Origin of the sequence: Neisseria benedictiae, assembly GCF_958267435.1 — a bacterium.
In the GTDB taxonomy this organism is placed as follows: domain Bacteria; phylum Pseudomonadota; class Gammaproteobacteria; order Burkholderiales; family Neisseriaceae; genus Neisseria; species Neisseria bergeri.
Map to the genome: position 1 here is coordinate 181,084 of NZ_CATQFV010000027.1, position 19,246 is coordinate 200,329.

Below are 19,246 nucleotides of genomic sequence, written 5' to 3' on the forward strand. Positions count from 1 at the left end.
TCCGATTTCTGCCGACCCACGATAAAATGCCGTCTGAACTTGCACTGCCCCAACTGATAGGGTGCAGTCAAGTCTAGACGGCATTTTTATTTCTCCATCAAATCATAGCTCCAATCCAACAGCATCAATCTAGTGGATTAAATTTAAATCAGGACAAGGCGACGAAGCCGCAGACAGTACAAATAGTACGGCAAGGCGAGGCAACGCTGTACTGGTTTAAATTTAATCCACTATATTTCATCCGTTTCCGCACCATAATCCAACACGATACCGACCCAATGCTGCTTGTTCATATGGTATGCAGGTAAAAAATTTTCCCCCTGCCTCAAAACGGAAACCATATCAGGATTACTCTTCACATTAATGGATGTTACCCCTCCATCCCCTGCAAACCCAAACGGCTTTTGGCAATCCTCCCGATTAGGGCATACCATTTCCCCCTATTCCCACCATGCCTCAACACGGCAGAATCGGGATATTTTATCCACAAATACTTAAGAACCGTGCCGCATTGCTTCTCTACGTATTCTAAAATCCGCCTTGATTGGGTAACAACTTTCCCTCCATAAAAGGATGCCGTACCGGATTCTCTGACAAAAACAAAACCCTCTAAGAAAATACTTAGAGGGTTTTGGAATTTGGCTCCCCGACCTGGGCTCGAACCAGGGACCTGCGGATTAACAGTCCGTCGCTCTACCGACTGAGCTATCGGGGAATAAGCGAGAATAATAAAACAGAAATACCGAACGTGTCAATATAAATTTACAATCGATTGCACTTTATCTGCAAGCCCGCAATCTTTATATGTCATATGGCTTCCGCAATATGCCTTGCCGCACGTTTCGCATCCAATAGGATTAAACCAAGTTTGCCGGTTTCTTTTGCCATCAGCACCAACACGGCATCTTTACCCGCCTGACTTAAAAGGATATAGCCTGATTTTCCTTTAATCATCACTTGTTCCAATTCCCCGCAGGCGAGTTCTTGCACCGAACGGCTGCCTAAAGCAAGCAAAGTGGCAGAAATCGCCCCTACCCTGTCCGAATTCAAATGTGAAGGAAGCATTGTCGCCATCGGCAATCCGTCGGTTGAGATAACGGCAGATGCGACAATATCCGGAGATGTGTTGTTCAAATCTTCCAAAACCGAAATTAATAATTGCTGCATAAACCCTCCTATCCCAAGTTTTACACGCGGTTGCTGTAACGGCGGTATAAAATCCTGACCAAAGTAACAAATGCCTCTTTGCTCAAGTCCGGAATACCACCGATGACCAAAATAAATTTGGTTGAACCGATATACAATGGGAAAAATGTCAATTCGCTCTGACCGGAAGGGTCGCAAACGCCCCAAGCGTTATTGTTGATATACAGGTTGTTCTTAATCAGCAGCCGGTGTTTCTTTTCCATCTGTGCGACTTCTGCCGCCAGCAACCCCAACTCTTCCGCCGCCTCATGATGGAAATTGGCATTGGCAAGATACAGGCCGTTCCGATCGACCAATAATGCCTTACCACTGCCGGACAATTGTTCCATCAGCAACGGCAATTGCTCGTCCGACAGATTGATGCCGTCTGAATGACCGTTTTCATCGCCATAAAGGAATTCGAGTTTTTGCAAACGGTACAACAGGTTCAAAGCGGTATCGATGTCGGCGGTGTCCGCCCAGGCGAGCAGCTTCTCACTGCTGACCACTTCGTCCGCATCCGCTTTCAACAGGCTGTGCAACAAGGTTTTACCGGCACTGGGGGTATCGCTGGATACGGCATAAAATGCACCGGCAGGAGTCAGGCGGGGATATAAATTTGCTTGTAGTGAAAGTGTTGATTCCATATTAAACCTCCAGTCCCGGATCAATAGAAAATAACATTGCGCTAACCAATTGCTTTACGTCATCTTCCTTACGGGCATCAATTTCAAAAACCGGAACATTAAGATTATGTTTTGCAAGATATTTGTGATACACGTCGATACCGGGCTGAGAGCGTATATCCATCTTGGTAATACCGACAACGACGGGTGCCTTCTCCAGCAGCCCTCGAAACGAATGTAAAAAGAATTCCAAATCTTTCAACGGGTTGGTTCGGGCATTATCTAAAAGCAAGACCAAACCCATACTGCCTTGGCTTAAGATTTCCCACATAAAGTTGAACCGTTCCTGACCGGGCGTACCATATAAATGGACTTTGGTATCCTCATCCAAGCTGATGACCCCGTAGTCCATCGCCACTGTCGTATTCCTTTTCCTATCCAAAGTCATATCGGATGCGGAAGCATCGGTCTGGACGGGTGCTTCATCCGAAATAGCCGCAATGGCGGTGGTTTTCCCTACGCCGACAGGTCCTGTGAAAATAATTTTATTTTCTCTCATCTCTCTGCCTCTTAGCTGCCCAACAGTTTTTTCATCAGCCTTTGAAGAAGGCCGCGCGGCTGGGATTGGGATGGTGTCGTGATTTTTTCCGCTTTTTTCACCATTTCACTATCAGAGGCAGAATCGGCCCCGATATTTATTTTATCCGCCATATCGGAGTATGCCTGTTGTGAAACCGTTTTTAAATCTACCGACAAAAACCCGGTTATATAGGTTGCTGCAAGATAATTCAGAATATCATTGAGGTTTAAAGGCATCACTTTATACAACACATTAAGGTTGACGGATGCCTTGGTCAGAAATGCCGACAAGCGTATCGATCCCGGCACATTTGCCAACCGGGTCAGGTTCGGCCAAGATTTCAACGTAAACGGAGTATCGGGAGAAATCGGATAAATCAACCTGCCCTGCGCCGTCCAAATGGAAAATTGCCACATACAGGACATAATGCCTACTTTAGCCTTTTCGCGCCATTGCGGGTTATCGGGAACAGTCTTGCAACTGACCTGCAAATTTTCGTCTTTGCACAATTCTTCGAGTTTTTGCACACTTTCTGTCAGCAAAACCCGTTGTATCGAGGGGAAAACAATAAGGACCGGCTTATTTCCATGCAAGATAGCGATGTCCCGCCTGTTCTTTTCCGCAAACCGCAACGCCCCCAATAATCCTTTATTCGGGTTAAACCGGCGTATCGTAACCGTACGCTGCACATTCCCGTTGTTTTTCGCCGACCGGTCTGCGGGTGCAATAAACGATTTCCCATAAACATTCTCGCCCTGCAACAACTTGCGGAGCATAGGAAACAATGTTTCAAACCGAATCGGTTTGGGCAGGTAGGGAACTTCAGAATCGGGAACTTTCTCCGAACAGACGGCGACAGGTATATCCTTATAACGCTCGGCAAGCTCTTTCCAAAGTTCAAAACCGCCCTCGGCATCGGTATCCGCCAAAACCAAATCGGGCACGACACTGCCGTCTGAAGGGGATACCGTTTCATAACGGGTGGTATTGTGCATTTTGAATGCCATTTTGAAAACGGATTCCTGCTGCGCCGTCATCCCCGCCAACATTACGTGTACTGTTTTAATTTTCGGCAGTTGAACTTCCATTTTTATTTTCCGTACCGTTTTATTTTTTTATATTTTGATTCATACGCTGCAGCAGCCGGCTCATCAGCATAACGACCTCTTCAGGAAGCCTGTCCGCACGTTCCCTCAATACCCTTAAAAACTGCCCCAACCTATCCCAATCTTCAGTACGTTCATAAATATCGATCAACGTAATATAAAGCTGGGACTCGTCGGGATATTTCAATACCGCCTGCTCCAATACATCCATTGCCGCTTCAATCTGACCATACATCAGTAACGACTCTACTTCTTTAACCGCATCGTCTGCCGGAGACGAACCGGTGTTGATCAATGAAGAATCTTGAAGCACCAAATCCCGATGTTGCGCTTTGAATTTCTGTATATTTTTCGGCAGATACCCATGCCCCATACCGATGTCTTTGATTTGCAGGTCGTTCGGCCCTTTTTCCAAATCATCGAAAACTTCATGGTAACCCAGGCTGTACCCCCAACCCAGCATCCGCTCTTTAACCTGCCTGCCGTAGTTGCCCAACGTTTGGTAAAGCTTCCACAAATGTCCGGCAAAACGGTCTATGTCCGCGTGTTGGTAATCGAGTTTCAACGCATCAATAATCAGGTTTGCAGGTTTTTCGGAAGTTTGGATGGCACGGTCGTATTGTTTCGATGCCGTTTCGTAGCTGACTTTGTCTTTAAGGATTTTCGCACCTTGATCGGCACGAACCAGACCGGCAATCGCACCGATTTCCTCTTGGCTGATTCCGGACACGTCTTTTTTGCCCCGCACAATCGGGATGCGCTTGATTTCTTCGGCTCCATAAGCCTTACCGTCGGCATCCGGCGGGGGCGATGCGGAAGCTGCCGTCGCAGAACCGCCTTCCGCGCGTTTTTCAATCTCCTGAATGCCCCATCCCAAACCTTCTTCTGCCAAGACGCGGATACGCAAATGGTTTGAATCGCGCTGTAATGCCTGTTCGATATATTTTGCCAAAAGTTCGGAAGGAATCAGTCTGCCGTATTTTTGCAGATTGTCTGCCAAAACATCGACATCCCCCACTTCGAGATTGATATCGAGCAGCTCGCGGATAAGGTTTTCAGGTTTCGCTTCACCATCCGGAATGCCGTCCAGATAGGCAGCCAAAGACTCGGCAGCCTTGCCCTGATAACCGAACTGCTTATAAACCTGATATTCCGTCAGCGGATCGACTTCTTGCGCAGATACTGCTGCAGATGCGTTTTCGGCACTCTCATTCCAAGAAAATCCCGTCTGCGTGCCGTCTGAAACCGATTGGTCAACCTGATCGACCCAGTCCGAATCATTGCTTCCGGGCGGCTGCCCCTGCGTATTGCCGACACCTTGGGATTTGCGCTTCGGTGTTTTCTTACCCTGCTTCGCACGCATAACCAAAAGCACCAGCAATACCGCCAGTGCCAGACCGATAATTAATGAGTTTTCCAAAGGATACTCCCGATACCGTAACGAGCGGATAGCTGACTGCCTGCAACGGCAATTGTCCGCTTTTATTATTAACGATTTACTGAAATAGACTTGTAAGTTTCAAATCATACCATAATTTAACGTTTGACAATATGCCTTCTGCACAAGCCTTGCCATATGACCTTTCTTGGATTTGTTGTTCATATTTACGAGCTATTGACCTTGGAAACGGAAAGGTATGAAGTCTCGTTCTCCTCTCAGTCTGAACACTTCTCCGTAGATGTCGAGGACGCAGTCCTATACTACCTCGCCCTTGCTGTCTAGAGCTTGTATGGGCGTACCCAGATAGTCCTGCACGATGGTGTAGCTGTCCTCCTCGGCAAGCTTTGCCACCGGGGTGTAGCTACCACCGTCATACACCCACGTTCCGAGGTTTTGCACTAGCTCTGCTTGTCAAAAGATACTCCGCCTAACTTATTAACAACTCGGCGTGGGGCGTTTTCTTTTTCATATTCCCATTCGTGTAAAAGAACGTTGCCGTCCCAATATTATTGATTTTTCTTTTTCCAATTTTCATAGCGAATTTGTAAATTTTCTCGCCATTCTTCACTTGGACATTTATCTATAAGTTTTTGATATTCTTCCTCTGATGCACTTAAAATACAAGTTTCAAAAAGATGCAATAATCCCCAATGCATATCATAGAAAAAACCATCTGGAAAAAGAGATACTAATACCTCTGCTTCTTCAAGTGTAATAGGTTTTTCTATACTTGATATAAGCTCATTATATTGTTCTATCAATTCATCTATTTTTTCATCATTGTCATCTGCATCTGATTCTGTTGGCATTCTACCAATTGCTTTCAACTTCAAAATTTGTTCTCTCATTATTTACAAGCTTCTTTAATTTTACTTAGTGTCAATTCTCCCTTTTTAAGCATTCCTAAATCTTCATATTCCTTGATAATTTGCTTAATAGGATTATCATATTTACTTCCTCTTATGTTTTATACGTTTAAATGTATTTGTCGGGCACTATCTGTTTACACCCCTTCCTTAATTAGTCTTTGCCTTTGATTTTCAAAAAGTTATTTTCCTGTTTGCGGCAACAAATCGAATACGGCGACAGACTCGGTATGAGATGTCTGGGCAAACATATTCATTATCCCTGCCTGGCTGAGTATATAGCCTTTTTCAACCAACACGCCCGCATCCCGTGCCAAAGTGGAAGGGTTGCAGGATACATAAACGATTTTTTGCGGAAGATAGGGTGTATGCAGCGATTTGACGACTTCATACGCACCGCTTCTGGGAGGGTCTATCAGCATTTTGTCAAACCTTCCCCAAGAGGCGACTGTCTTTTCGGTGCAATCAAAGAGGTTGGCAGCAATAAAATCTGTCTGTCCGCCGCAACCGTTCAACCGAGCATTTTGCTGGGCGCGCCTGACCAGGTTTTCCGCACCTTCGATGCCGACGACATCCGCCCCGCTTTTTGCCATCGGCAGACTGAAATTGCCCAAACCGCAAAACAGGTCGGCAATCCTTTCGCCCCGCCGTATGTCAAGCATTTTTACGGCGCGTGAAACCATCAGCCGGTTGGTATCGGTATTGATTTGTGTAAAATCTCCCGGACGGAATGGCATTTCAATGCCGAATTCAGGTAATGTATATTTTAATGTTTTGTCTGTTTTGGGATAAAACGGTTGCGATACGCCCCCTTCGATTTGCAGCCAAACCTGCCAGCCGTCCGACAATTCCGAATCAAACCACTGCCGAATCCGGTTTTCTTCGTTCTGCCGAAGTTTGCTTTTGAACGCGATGTTCAATACGGTGATTTCACTGCCGCGATAAAACTCGGCAAAACGGGCAACACTTCCCTCTTCCGCCAAATCCTGCAAAAGCTCCCTGATGGCCGGCAGCTTTTCCGAAACCGGCTTCGGAAGAAGCATACATGACGAAATATCCACCACATCATTCGTTTTCTTTGCCTGAAACCCCAGTTTCAGACGGCATAGTTTGTCTAATGACACACTGAACCGCGCCCTGTCCCGATAATGCCATACATGTCCGTAAATCGGCGGCAATATCTGCTTCGGTTTGACCTTGCCGATACGCTCGAGCTGCTCTTCCATCATCCTTTGTTTGAACGCCACCTGCGCCGCCGGGGAAATATGTTGCAGGGAACAACCGCCGCAGCGTTCAAAATAACGGCACTGCGGGACGGTGCGCTCATCCGAAACTTTGAATATCGCTACTGTTTCCGCTTCGTCAAACTGCTTTTTCTGTCTGACAATCCGAAAACCGACTCTTTCAGACGGCAATGCCCCTTTAATAAAAACCGTTTTGCCGCCAACCTTTGCCACACCCCTGCCTTCATAATCCAAGGCGGAAATTTCCGCGACATTTGTTTCCGTTGCCATTACCCAATCCGTCCGCACTGTACCGAAGCGCATATTTTCGCACAAATTGGTACGGTTTCAGGTATGATTTGCCGAAAACCTATCGGACACACACCATATTTTGATATGAATAAAACAATCTGCCGCACTGCCGCACTATTGATAAGCGGTTTTTCATACGCAAACACCGTCATTCCCGATGTCTCTCCCGTCGCACAAGGTCAACATGTCTTCATCAACATCCCCCAACAACGCCTGTTTCTCTACACCGACGGCAAACTGACCAAGGTTTATCCCGTTGCGGTAGGTCGGGCGATGACGCAAACCAATCTAGGCGAACATAAAATCGGGGCGAAAGCCTATAACCCTGTTTGGCACATCCCCAAATCCATACAGAAAGAACGCGGCGACGGCGTAAAAACCATAGCCGCCGGCCCGGACAACCCTTTGGGGCCGGTTTTTGTCCGCTTAGGCGACCCGAAACTCGGTTTGGGCATACACGGAACCAATGCGCCGGCCAGCGTCCCCGGGGTTCGGAGTCACGGCTGCGTCCGCATGAAATCGCCCGACGCGCTCGAATTTGCCAAAACCATCGCCACCGGCTCGCCCGCCTCCGTCATCTATCAAATGGCGGGTCTCAATGAAGATGCGGATCGCAACCTGTGGCTTGCCGCCTTCCGCGACCCTTACGGCAAAAACAACCTTGACACCGCCTCCCTGAAAAAAAGTATTGCGCAATGGGCAAAAACACAGGGCAAAACCATCGCGCCCGAGAAAGTTGATGCCATACTCAAAGACCGCACCGGATCGGCCGTCTGCCTGACCTGCGGCAAAAACGGCAAGATGAAGATGCCGCTCAAATCGCTGGCGTGGATACAGGGTTCTTCCGCATACAGCCAAGCTGAAGCACCTAAGCCGAAAATTACCCCGGTTAACCCTGTCGAACAGCCGGTTGCCCAAGCTGCCGAACAACTGCCGGTTCAAATCGTCCACCCCATTCCCGCCCTGCTGCCGGCCGATGTCGAACCGGTTACCGAATCCGTACCTCAGGCAGAAACTGAAACTTTTAAAAACACTGCCTCCGAACCGTTTGATTCGCTGTTCTAAACCCGTCTCCTCACCGGAAAACAAAATGCCGTCTGAACGCTTCAGACGGCATTTCGCATTCATCTTCCCATCAAAGGAATCAGCGATCAAGCTGCTCTTTGATGATTTTCAGGTCGGGGTAAGACAACACGATATCGTATTCGCGGCCGTCTTTATAGGCTTCCACTTCCAAAACAGGTTTGCCCCAATGGTCGTCGGCATCGACATCGTGAACCTGATAACCGCGCTGTTCCAACATTTTCACGGCTTTTGTGCGGTTTTGTTCAAAATGGGGATCGCCGTAAATCTGACGCTCGGCAGAGTCGCCGGCAAATGCGGCTGCGGCACTCAGGGAAACAACGGCAGCCAATAACAGTTTTTTCATTTTCAGTCCTTTCTTTATCGACTTATTGAACAAGGGGTGTTTTTCAATGCCGCCATTAAAACACAGCAAAATTAGGTTTGAATTAGCAGGAAGTTAAGAAGCGTAAATGCCGTCTGAAAAAAACAGAGCCGTCAAACGGCTCCGTTTTCCTTATGCTTCTTTGGTTTCAGCCACCTTTTGGCGCAGGCGCAGGCTCAATTCACGCAACTGCTTGTCGTCCACGCTGTTGGGCGCGTTGGTCAGCAGGCATTGGGCACGTTGTGTTTTCGGGAAGGCAATCACGTCGCGGATAGATTCGGCGCCGGTCATCAGGGTAACCAGACGGTCGAGGCCGAATGCCAAACCGCCGTGAGGAGGCGCACCGAATTTCAGGTTGTCCAAGAGGAAGCCGAATTTCTCTTGTTGCTCTTCAGAGCTGATTTTCAGCGCGGCAAACACTTTCTCTTGTACGTCTGCACGGTGGATACGGATAGAGCCGCCGCCGATTTCCCAGCCGTTCAATACCATGTCGTAGGCGCGCGCCAAACAATTTGCAGGGTCGGAAACCATCAGGTCTTCATGGCCTTCTTTAGGCGCGGTAAACGGATGGTGTACGGCAACGTAGCGATCGGCTTCTTCGTCGTATTCGAACATTGGGAAGTCGACAACCCACAAAGGTTTCCATTCGTCTACGAAGTAGCCGTTGTCTTTGCCGTGTTCCAAGCCGACTTTAATGCGCAACGCGCCGATGGCTTCGTTCACGACTTTGGCTTTGTCTGCGCCGAAGAAGATAATATCGCCGTTTTGTGCGCCGGTACGCTCGATGATTTCTTTCAGGGCGTTTTCAGACAGGAATTTTACGATTGGAGATTGCAGGCCGCTGTCTTCGCCGTTGGAGAGGTTGCTCACATCGTTCACTTTGATGTACGCCAAACCTTTCGCGCCGTAGATGCCGACAAATTTAGTGTATTCGTCGATTTCTTTGCGGCTGAATTTTGCACCGTTCGGTACGCGCAGAGCGACTACGCGGCCGCCTTTCATGTCGGCTGCGCCACGGAAGACTTTGAATTCTTCCGTTTTCATCAGGTCGGTCAACTCGGTAAATTTCAAGTTGATGCGCATGTCCGGTTTGTCAGAGCCGTAGTAGAACATGGCTTCAGAGTAAGGCATGCGTGGGAAGTTGCCCAAATCCACGTTTAAAGCGTCTTTGAAGACTTGTTTGGCCATGCCTTCGGTGATGTCCATGATTTCATCCTCGTTCAGGAACGAGGTTTCCAAGTCGATTTGAGTGAATTCAGGTTGGCGGTCGGCACGCAAGTCTTCGTCACGGAAACATTTGGTGATTTGGTAGTAACGGTCGAAACCAGCAACCATCAACAGTTGTTTGAACAATTGTGGAGATTGCGGCAGAGCGAAAAACTCGCCCGGATGAACGCGGCTCGGCACGAGGTAGTCGCGCGCGCCTTCAGGCGTGGAGCGGGTCAGCATTGGGGTTTCGATGTCGATGAAGCCTTGTGCGTCCAAGTAGCGGCGAACGCCCATAGCAACTTGGTAACGCAGGCGCAGGTTGCGTTGCATGGCAGGACGGCGCAAGTCGATAACGCGGTTGGTCAGGCGAACGTTTTCGCTGATATTTTCATCGTCGATTTGGAACGGAGGCGTAGCGGCAGCGTTCAAGACTTCGATTTCTTTGGCAAGAATCTCGATTTTGCCGGAAATCATTTTGTCGTTGGTCGTACCTTCGGGACGGTTGCGTACGCGGCCGGTAATGCTCAAAACGTATTCGTTACGGGCGGAATCGGCAGCGGCAAACGCTTCGGGCGTATCGGGATCGATCACGACTTGGACGATGCCTTCGCGGTCGCGCAGGTCGATAAAAATCACACCGCCGTGGTCGCGCCGGCGGTGTACCCAGCCTTTGACGGTAACGGTTTGGTCTAAGTATTGCTCGCTGATCAGGCCGCAATAGTTGGTACGCATAAAATCACCTTTTATTGATTTAAACTGAAAACAGAAAATGCCGTCTGAACGGCGGCTTTATTGTTGTTCGGGCAAATCCGCCTTTTCAGACGGCATAGGTCCTGCCAATGTTTTGACGGGCAGGTCGTCAGGGATGACCATACCCAGCGAAATCACATATTTCAACGCTTCGTCCACGCTCATATCGAGTTCGCGCACATCGCTTTTCTTTACCATAATATAGTAACCGCCGGTCGGGTTGGGCGTGGTCGGGACATACACGGAAAGATAATCGCCATCCTGAGGCAATGCGGCCTTAACCGCATTCGACACCTGACCGGACACGAATGCGATTGTCCAAATACCCGATTGGGGAAACGGCACGAGTACCGGTGTTTTAAACGAACGGCTGCTGTCGGACAGCAGGGACTCAGATACTTTTTTAACACTCGAGTAGATGGATTTCACAACCGGAATCCTACCCAACAGACTGTCCCACGCGGCAAGAATCTGCCGGCCCAATACGTTGGCGGCAAACAATCCGGTTACAAACAATACGGCAATGGCAACGATAACGCCCAGCCCCGGGATATTAAACCCCAAAACATATTGCGGCCGCCATTGCTTCGGCAGCAGGTTGACGAGCTGGTCGGACGCGGAAACGATATAGGAAACCACCCAAACCGTTACCGCAATCGGCAGCCAGACCAAAATGCCTGTAATCAGATATTTTTTTAACGCCTTAGCAGTTTTACCGCCCTCGGCCGCAGGTTCCGTCATCTTGCTTGATTCCGACAAAGTCCGTACAAACCGCACATTATACGCGTTTGCCCGGATTCAAACGAATTTTTTATCCCGCCCCGCCAAACCGCCGGCGGCTTCAGACGGCACGGCAACTTGATATGCCGTCCGAACACGCGGTTCAGATGCCGTCCCAGTCGTTGAACATCAACCCGATACCGATACCGTTCTGCTTGTGGTTGTAGTCGATCAGGCTCTCGCCGTAACCGTGGAATCCGCGTATCACGCCTTTGAGTTTGCCCTTAATCGGAAACGAATAGGCGGCTTCAATCGCGCCGTAGCCCGTTTTGGGGTTGTAGCGCAATACGGAATACACATTCTGCCTGTCGTTCAGGCGGTACTGCAACTTCACGTCGCCATACCCCATATAGTCGGCAATATCGGGATTGTCGTTTTTATCGCCGCTCTGATCGAACGCACGCACCCACACGCGCGGAATCACCGTCAATTTGCCCCACTCCATCCCCGCCACGGCGTAAATCCTGTTCCACGAACGCGATTCGGGACGGCTCTGTCCGTTGGACTGGTGGACAAAACCCGCACCGAGCATACGCAGCCTGCCGCCGAACGGCAAATCTGCCTTCACAGGCTGGGTCAGGAAAATTTCGGGTTTGTAATCCGTATTGCGGAACGGCGCGGATTTCCTGCCTTGGTTGTAAATCTGCCAATCGGATTTTTGGGTGTAGCCGAACCACAGATCCGCGCGGGTTTTAAACAAATCTTCGGCAATTTTGCTTTTGAACGAAACCTGCAATTTGGTTTCCGCACGCTTTTGCTGCCCGAATCTCTCTTGTTCGGTTATGCCGCGCGTTGGTGAACTCGGAGAATAGTTGGGCGAACTGTTATACCAAACCGGCATAAGGTACATCGGATTGTGTTCGCGCACGCCCAACAGCCCGCGCAAATCGTTTTTGTCCAAGTCGTACATCAGGCTCAAAGGCGTATAGATGTCGGCGGTTTCGCCCGCACTGTCGGCAGGAAGCGCATCCCCGCCTTTTTCAACAACAATGACCGCCTCGCCCTTATCCAGGCTGCTGCGGACGGTTTCCGTCAGATTGAGTACGGTTTTCGGCTCCCGCCCTTCCTGCCCTGCCGAAGACGGAAGCTGTGCCGCAAAAATCCTGTCGTAACACGCCAAACGCGTAACATTGTCCGTCAAAGCGGCGCATTGCAGCGCGGTCTCTCCAAAAGCGGATGCCGTCGGCAACAGTCCTGTCAAAAGGATATAGCGCATATTCCGTGTATTCATCTCCGCCCCCATTGTCGGCATATTGGTTTTCAGACGGCATTTTATAGCGGATTCAGATAAAAAACCGCACCCTTTCCGCCATTTCGGGATTTTGTCCCTACAATGCGGAAAACCCCGAAACCGTCGGGCTTCAGGGTTTTCCGCTTATCGCGTATCAACCGCCTTGGCGGTTTTGCAAAAATCAAGCCAAGGCTTTTACTTTTGCAGACAGACGGCTTTTGTGGCGAGCCGCTTTGTTTTTGTGGAACACGCCCTTGTCGGCGATGCGGTCGATGACTTTGACGGACTCTTGGTAAACCGCTTGTGCGGCAGCTTTATCGCCTGCTTCGACTGCTTTCAATACTTTTTTCACTGCGGTGCGGAATGCGGTACGCAGGCTAGCGTTGTGGGCGCGTTGTTTGACGGACTGGCGGGCACGTTTGCGTGCTTGTGCGCTGTTTGCCATATTGGAATCTCCTGGAAGAAAAATAAATTCTGTAAACGCGCAATTTTAAAGGGGGTTTACATTATATGCAAGCCTTTTCTCTCTATCCGCCCGTCGGATACCCTGACAGCGCAGGAAAACGGCAAAATCGGGCAACCGTTTTCCTCCCCTTTTAAAAACAGGATAATTTTTTAGGAAAATCAGTCCAATATCGCTTTGAGTTTGCACAAATTTACTTTACAATGCCCAAACCTTGCGCCGGGGTGTTTATGGGGCGCGGGGTTTTCTTTTTTTCCAACCTCTTTCATCAGGAATCTGCCCGTATGAAAAAATCCGTATTAGCCGTTTTGGCCGCGCTGTCTCTGGCAGCCTGCGGCGGCAGCGAAAAAAACGCCGTGCAACCTCAAGCAGACGCTGCGTCTGCTGCCAATGCCGAAGCCGCTGCCACCGATACTCTGAACATCTACAACTGGTCGAACTATGTTGACGAGAGTACGGTCGAAGACTTTAAAAAAGCCAACAATCTGAAGCTGACTTACGACTTGTACGAAAACAACGAAACGCTGGAAGCCAAAATGCTGACCGGCAAATCCGGTTACGATTTGGTTGTGCCGGGCATCGCCTTCCTGCCGCGCCAAATCGAGGCGGGCGCGTATCAAAAAGTCAACAAAGACTTGATTCCCAACTATAAAAACATCGATCCCGAACTCTTGAAAATGCTGGAAACCGCCGACCCGGGCAACCAGTATGCCGTCCCCTATTTCTCCGGCGTGAACACGATTGCGATTACGGCGAAGGGCAAAGAGCTTTTGGGCGGCAAGCTGCCCGAAAACGGCTGGGATTTGCTGTTCAAACCCGAATACACCCACAAGCTGAAATCCTGCGGCATCGCCCTGTGGGACACCCCGAGCGAAATGTTCCCGATTTTGCTGAACTACTTGGGCAAAGACCCCAAAGGCTCGAATCCTGAAGATTTGAAGGCGGCGGCGGAAGTGTTGAAGTCTATCCGTCCTGATGTCAAACGTTTCAGCCCGTCCATCATTGACGAGCTGGCGCGCGGCGACATCTGCCTGGCGGCAGGCAACGGCGGCGATTTGAACTTGGCGAAAGCACGTTCCGAAGAAGTGAAAAACAACGTCGGCATCGAAGTGCTGACACCGAAAGGTATGGGCTTCTGGATTGAGTCTTGGCTGATTCCCGCCGATGCGAAAAACGTCGCCAATGCCCACAAATACATCAACTACACGCTCGACCCCGAAATCGCGGCGAAAAACGGCATCGCCGTAACCTTCGCCCCCGCCAGCAAACCGGCGCGCGAAAAAATGCCTGCCGAGCTGGTGAACACCCGTTCCATCTTCCCGAACGAGCAGGATATGAAAGACGGTTTCGTGATGCCGCAAATGAGTACGGATGCGAAAAAACTGTCGGTCAGCCTGTGGCAGAAAATCAAAGTCGGCACCAACTGATTTGAAGCATTAAAAATGCCGTCCGAACGATGTTCGGACGGCATTTTATATTGGATTGAAATAGAAATATTTATATAGTGGATTAACAAAAATCAGGACAAGGCGACGAAGCTGCAGACAGTACAAATAGTACGGAACCGATTCACTTGGTGCTTCAGCACCTTAGAGAATCGTTCTCTTTGAGCTAAGGCGAGGCAACGCCGTACTGGTTTTTGTTAATCCACTTCCCACGGTCGGGATTTCAGATTGCGGACATCTGTCAGGAAGACAAAAAACCTTCCGCCGTCATTCCTCACAGGAGGTAATCCGATCCGTTGGGATTTTGCAACTTCAAATCAATCCGCAAACTGAAATCCCGTCATTCCCGCGCAGTCGTGAATCCGAACGCGTCCGCACGGAAACCCGTATCCCGTCATTCCCATGAACGTGGGAATCTAGAACGCGGGGTTGGAGCAAGCGTTTTATCCGATAAGTTTCCGCACCGACAGGTCTGGATTCCCGCTTTCGCGGGAATGACGGGATTTTAGCGAGCCGTGGGGGTGGGCTTCGGCCCACCGTACCAAGAGTTTTTGGAGAATCGGTAAGATTCGGCGGTTTCGGTTTTCGGTGGGAATGGGAGGAATGGATAACATTGACGGAGTTGGTGGGATAGGAGGGGTTGGTGGGCTGAAGCCCACCCTACAGCCCACCCTACACCTGCCTTACAGCCTGCCCTATGTCCACGCTGCACATCCTACGCCCGCCTTGCGTTCCTTATAAGCAGCATTTTACGCAAAACTTTGCGTCCGCTGAAAAAATTTCAAACGGTCTTTTTTATCAAATGCGAAAAATATAACGTCATTCCCGCGCAGGCGGGAATCCAGACCTGTCCGCACAGAAACTTATCGGATAAAAACAGTTGCTCAAACCCCGCGTTCTAGATTCCCACTTTCGTGGGAATGACGTGGTGCAGGTTTCCGTATGGATGGATTCGTCATTCCCGCGCAGGCGGGAATCTAGTCTGTTGTTGCGGAAACTTATCGGATAAAACGGTTTCTTTAGATTTTACGCCCTGGATTCCCGCCTGCGCGGGAATGACGGGATTTGAGGTTTCTGTTTTTGATTTTCCGCTTTCGAGAAAATGACGGTTTAGAGTTACCCGAAACCTCAAAAAAAACCGAAACCGAACGGTCTGGATTCCCGCCTGCGCGGGAATGACGGCGGAGCGGTTTCTGTTTTTTCCGGTAAATACCCACAAGCTAAAATCCCGTTATTTTCACAAAAACAGAAAACCAAAAACAGCAACCTGAAATTCGTCATTCCCACGAAAGTGGGAATCCAGTTTTTCGAGTTTCAGTCATTTCCGATAAATTGCCTTAGCATTGAAGGTCTAGATTCCCGCCTGCGCGGGAATAACGGGATTTGAGGTTTCTGCTTTTGATTTTCTGTTTTCGTAGGAATAACGGTTTAGAAGTTACCCGAAACCTCAAAAAAAAAACCTAAACCGAACGGTCTGGATTCCCGCCTGCGCGGGAATGACGGGTTTCGAGATTACAGTGTATCGAGAAGGATGGGAAACGGTGGGAATTGTGTAAAAAATGCCGTCTGAAGCCTTTCAGACGGCATTTGCGGCATTCGGACATTTAAAAATCCCATCATTCCCGCGCAGGAGGGAATCCGAATACATCTGCACAGAAACCTGCATCCCGTCATTCCCGCGAAAGCGGGAATCTAGAACGTAAAATCTAAAGAAACCGTTTTATCCGATAAGTTTCCGCACCGACAGGTCTAGATTCCCACTTTCGTGGGAATGACGGGATTTTAGGTTTCTGTAATCTCGGGCAGCTTTCCGTTATCGTTTTAACCCAAAGACACCATTTCAATCTGCTCCATCGTCCTACCCAGAAAACGCTCGCCTATCGTTCTGAATTTCAAAGGAATATCGCTGACGTAAAAACGGTAGTCGGGATTGTTGTTGTCGGTATTGAGCAATCCTTCCTGCGCAAGGACGCGTGCGGTTTCTTCGGCCGTCGTAATTGCAGAATCAACCAACGCGACATTGCCCGCCTCCCTACCGATTAAGGGCTTGAGCAAGGGAAAGTGCGTGCAGCCCAACACCAGCGTATCGATGCCGTCTGCAAGCAATGGTTTGAGGTATTCGCATACGGTCAGGCGGGTAACTTCATGTTCCAACCAACCTTCCTCCACCAAAGGGACAAGCAGCGGCGCAGCCTGCGTGCGGACGAGCGTATCGGGGTTGTTCCTATGGATGGCGCGCGCATAAGCATTGCTGTTGACTGTCGTATTGGTGGCGATAATGCCGATTTTGTTGTTGCGCGTCGTTGCCAGCGCGGCTTTCGCGCCGGCGGAAATCACGTCCAACACAGGCATATTGCCCGTCTTTTGACGGATTTTCTGCCCCGCCACCGCCGCAATCGTATTACACGCGATAACCATCGCCTTAACATCGTGTTCCAGTAGAAAATCGACAATCTGCATGGAGAAATGCTCAATGGTCGCCTTCGACTTCGTTCCATAAGGCACACGCGCCGTATCGCCGAAATAAATGATGTTTTCCATCGGCAGCCGCTCCATCAGCGCGCGCACATTGGTCAAACCGCCGATTCCTGAATCAAAAACACCGATGGGGCGCTGCCTGCCGATATTTTCCATCCTTCTTCCAATCTGTCCTAAACATACAATTCGCGTATTGTACACGCGCCGCTTTTTCTTGACAGCCATGCCGTCTGAAAGCAGAACGCGTATTTGGCTGTTATAATGCTCGGACAGGAAGCATCCGCCCCTCGGGTGCAAAGTTTGCAAAACCTGTAAAACTGCCCATAATACCCCCAACCTTACAACAAACCGTTTCCATGTCTGATTTACCCTCTATCTCCCGATTCCTTGCCGATGAAGCCGCCACACTCGATTTGGGTGAAGCATGGTCTTCCCGTTTAAACGCACCCCTGGTCATTTATCTCGAGGGAGACTTGGGCGCGGGGAAAACCACGCTGACACGCGGAATCCTGCGCGGACTCGGTCATCGGGGACCGGTCAAAAGCCCGACTTACGCCATCGTCGAATCCTATCCGCTGAAACCCTTTACCCTGCATCATTTTGACCTCTACCGTTTCACCACGCCCGAAGAATGGGAAGATGCCGGATTGGACGAACTGTTTGCCGCAAACAGCGTCTGCCTGATCGAATGGCCGCAACAAGGTGGGGAATTTACCCCGCCTGCCGACATCACCGCAACATTGACACACGACGGCGACGGCAGAAAATGCCTGCTGACCGCCCATACCGAACGAGGACGTGAAGGCCTGCCGCTATGACCAAACTGACACGAAGACAAATCATCCGCCGCACCGCCGGCACACTGTTCGCCCTAAGCCCCATCGCATCCGCCGTTGCCAAAACGGTACGCGCACCACAATTCACCGCCGCACGGATATGGCCGTCGCACACCTACACCCGCCTGACGCTGGAAAGCACCGCCGCGCTCAAATACCAACACTTCACGCTCGACAACCCGGGCAGGTTAGTCGTCGACATACAAAACGCGAACATCAATACCGTATTGCACGGACTGTCTCAGAAAGTCATGGCAGACGACCCCTTTATCCGCAGCATACGCGCGGGTCAGAACACGCCGACCACCGTCCGCCTCGTCATCGACCTGAAACAATCCTCACGCGCACAAGTCTTTTCCCTCCCCCCTGTCAGCGGTTTTAAAAACCGCCTCGTTATCGACCTCTATCCGCACGGAATGGATCCCGACGATCCGATGATGGCACTGCTTAACGGCAGCCTGAACAAAACCCGTCGCGGCTCCCCTGAAGCCGACCTCGCTCAAAACACTCCCGCACAAACCGAACGCGGCAGAAACGGGCGCAGACCCGTCATTATGATCGACCCCGGACACGGCGGCGAAGACCCCGGTGCCGTCAGCTCGGGCGGATTGCAGGAAAAACACGTCGTCCTCTCCATCGCCCGCGAAACCAAAAATCAGTTGGAAGCATTAGGTTACAACGTCTTTATGACGCGCAACGAAGACGTGTTCATACCATTGGGCGTGCGTGTCGCCAAAGGGCGCGCACGGCGGGCGGACGTATTCGTCTCCATCCACGCCGATGCCTTCACCAGCCCCTCCGCACGCGGCACGGGGGTTTATATGTTGAACACCAAAGGCGCAACCAGCTCTGCCGCCAAATTCTTGGAACAAACCCAAAATAATGCCGACGCGGTCGGCGGCGTACCGACCAGCGGCAACCGCAATGTCGATACCGCCCTGCTCGATATGACCCAAACCGCCACACTGCGCGACAGCCGCAAACTCGGCAACCTGGTGCTTGAAGAATTGGGCAGGCTCAACCACTTGCACAAAGGCAGGGTGGACGAAGCCAATTTCGCCGTTTTGCGCGCACCCGATATGCCGTCTATCCTGGTCGAAACCGCCTTCCTGTCCAACCCTGCCGAAGAGAAGCTGCTGGGCAGCGAATCCTTCCGCCGGCAGTGCGCCCAATCCATTGCCTCGGGCGTCCAACGCTACATCAACACTTCCGTATTGAAGCGGGGTTGATTCCGAAAAATAAATGCCGTCTGAACATTTTTCAGACGG

Annotated in this window: 18 protein-coding genes, 1 tRNA gene and 1 pseudogene; 5 read left to right on the plus strand and 15 right to left on the minus strand. The window is 50.3% G+C overall.

Annotated features, from left to right (window positions below):
- Window positions 1-131: 131 nt before the first annotated feature.
- A pseudogene (locus Q3O12_RS10845) lies at window positions 132-242 on the plus strand (IS5/IS1182 family transposase); the annotation flags it as partial.
- Window positions 243-639: 397 nt separating this feature from the next.
- On the opposite strand, the gene Q3O12_RS03085 reads toward Q3O12_RS10845, so the two are convergent.
- The 8 genes from Q3O12_RS03085 to rlmD all read right to left on the minus strand — a co-directional run bounded on the left by Q3O12_RS03085 (window position 640) and on the right by rlmD (window position 7,318).
- Window positions 640-715, minus strand: a tRNA-Asn gene (locus Q3O12_RS03085).
- A 92-nt stretch (window positions 716-807) separates the two neighbouring features.
- The gene (locus tag Q3O12_RS03090) at window positions 808-1,167 is read right to left on the minus strand and encodes a roadblock/LC7 domain-containing protein (protein WP_003710368.1); all 360 of its coding nucleotides are present in this window, start codon (window positions 1,165-1,167) and stop codon (window positions 808-810) included.
- Window positions 1,168-1,187: 20 nt separating this feature from the next.
- Window positions 1,188-1,832 (minus strand): hypothetical protein, encoded by a 645-nt coding sequence (locus Q3O12_RS03095; protein ID WP_003710371.1) that lies wholly within the window; start codon window positions 1,830-1,832, stop codon window positions 1,188-1,190.
- A 1-nt stretch (window position 1,833) separates the two neighbouring features.
- A complete protein-coding gene (locus tag Q3O12_RS03100; RefSeq protein WP_003710372.1) occupies window positions 1,834-2,370 on the minus strand; it encodes a GTP-binding protein in 537 nt (178 codons plus the stop codon).
- Between the two features lie 11 nt (window positions 2,371-2,381).
- Complete coding sequence (locus Q3O12_RS03105) at window positions 2,382-3,479, minus strand: response regulator (RefSeq protein WP_118802037.1); 1,098 nt, start codon at window positions 3,477-3,479, stop codon at window positions 2,382-2,384.
- Window positions 3,480-3,498: 19 nt separating this feature from the next.
- Complete coding sequence (locus Q3O12_RS03110) at window positions 3,499-4,917, minus strand: tetratricopeptide repeat protein (protein WP_301669263.1); 1,419 nt, start codon at window positions 4,915-4,917, stop codon at window positions 3,499-3,501.
- Between the two features lie 527 nt (window positions 4,918-5,444).
- Window positions 5,445-5,786 (minus strand): hypothetical protein, encoded by a 342-nt coding sequence (locus Q3O12_RS03115; protein WP_301669264.1) that lies wholly within the window; start codon window positions 5,784-5,786, stop codon window positions 5,445-5,447.
- Window positions 5,787-5,986: 200 nt separating this feature from the next.
- Window positions 5,987-7,318, minus strand: coding sequence for a 23S rRNA (uracil(1939)-C(5))-methyltransferase RlmD (gene rlmD / locus Q3O12_RS03120; protein WP_301669265.1), 1,332 nt, complete (start codon window positions 7,316-7,318; stop codon window positions 5,987-5,989).
- Between the two features lie 63 nt (window positions 7,319-7,381).
- Here rlmD and Q3O12_RS03125 point away from each other — a divergent pair, with 63 nt between their 5' ends.
- Window positions 7,382-8,404: a L,D-transpeptidase gene (locus Q3O12_RS03125; protein WP_118818018.1), complete on the plus strand. Its 1,023-nt coding sequence runs from the start codon at window positions 7,382-7,384 to the stop codon at window positions 8,402-8,404.
- 79 nt (window positions 8,405-8,483) lie between these two features.
- On the opposite strand, the gene Q3O12_RS03130 is transcribed toward Q3O12_RS03125, so the two are convergent.
- The 5 genes from Q3O12_RS03130 to rpsT form a co-directional block, all read right to left on the minus strand.
- Window positions 8,484-8,768 (minus strand): PepSY domain-containing protein, encoded by a 285-nt coding sequence (locus tag Q3O12_RS03130; protein ID WP_050888842.1) that lies wholly within the window; start codon window positions 8,766-8,768, stop codon window positions 8,484-8,486.
- 150 nt (window positions 8,769-8,918) lie between these two features.
- Window positions 8,919-10,727 (minus strand): aspartate--tRNA ligase, encoded by a 1,809-nt coding sequence (aspS, locus tag Q3O12_RS03135; protein ID WP_301669268.1) that lies wholly within the window; start codon window positions 10,725-10,727, stop codon window positions 8,919-8,921.
- A 57-nt stretch (window positions 10,728-10,784) separates the two neighbouring features.
- Window positions 10,785-11,486, minus strand: coding sequence for a DUF502 domain-containing protein (locus tag Q3O12_RS03140; RefSeq protein WP_301669270.1), 702 nt, complete (start codon window positions 11,484-11,486; stop codon window positions 10,785-10,787).
- 142 nt (window positions 11,487-11,628) lie between these two features.
- On the minus strand, window positions 11,629-12,777 hold the full coding sequence (locus Q3O12_RS03145; RefSeq protein WP_301669271.1) for a phospholipase A: 1,149 nt from the start codon (window positions 12,775-12,777) through the stop codon (window positions 11,629-11,631).
- 160 nt (window positions 12,778-12,937) lie between these two features.
- Entirely contained in the window at window positions 12,938-13,201 is a 264-nt protein-coding gene (gene rpsT, locus Q3O12_RS03150; protein ID WP_002212556.1) for a 30S ribosomal protein S20, read from the minus strand.
- A 302-nt stretch (window positions 13,202-13,503) separates the two neighbouring features.
- Between rpsT and Q3O12_RS03155 the strand changes: the two genes are divergently transcribed.
- Window positions 13,504-14,646, plus strand: coding sequence for an extracellular solute-binding protein (locus Q3O12_RS03155; RefSeq protein WP_002224944.1), 1,143 nt, complete (start codon window positions 13,504-13,506; stop codon window positions 14,644-14,646).
- Between the two features lie 973 nt (window positions 14,647-15,619).
- Here the strand turns inward: Q3O12_RS03155 and Q3O12_RS03160 are convergent.
- Together Q3O12_RS03160 and murI are read right to left on the minus strand one after the other, a co-directional pair.
- Window positions 15,620-15,883 (minus strand): hypothetical protein, encoded by a 264-nt coding sequence (locus tag Q3O12_RS03160; RefSeq protein WP_301669272.1) that lies wholly within the window; start codon window positions 15,881-15,883, stop codon window positions 15,620-15,622.
- A 602-nt stretch (window positions 15,884-16,485) separates the two neighbouring features.
- Complete coding sequence (murI, locus tag Q3O12_RS03165) at window positions 16,486-17,298, minus strand: glutamate racemase (RefSeq protein ID WP_039854299.1); 813 nt, start codon at window positions 17,296-17,298, stop codon at window positions 16,486-16,488.
- 200 nt (window positions 17,299-17,498) lie between these two features.
- On the opposite strand from murI, the gene tsaE reads away from it, so the two are divergent.
- Together tsaE and Q3O12_RS03175 are read left to right on the plus strand one after the other, a co-directional pair.
- Entirely contained in the window at window positions 17,499-17,960 is a 462-nt protein-coding gene (tsaE, locus tag Q3O12_RS03170; protein WP_301669273.1) for a tRNA (adenosine(37)-N6)-threonylcarbamoyltransferase complex ATPase subunit type 1 TsaE, read from the plus strand.
- Window positions 17,957-19,207 carry an N-acetylmuramoyl-L-alanine amidase gene (locus Q3O12_RS03175; RefSeq protein ID WP_301669275.1) on the plus strand — a complete coding sequence of 417 codons (1,251 nt, stop codon included), beginning with the start codon at window positions 17,957-17,959 and terminating at the stop codon, window positions 19,205-19,207. Before tsaE ends, Q3O12_RS03175 begins: the two co-directional genes overlap by 4 nt.
- Window positions 19,208-19,246: the final 39 nt, after the last annotated feature.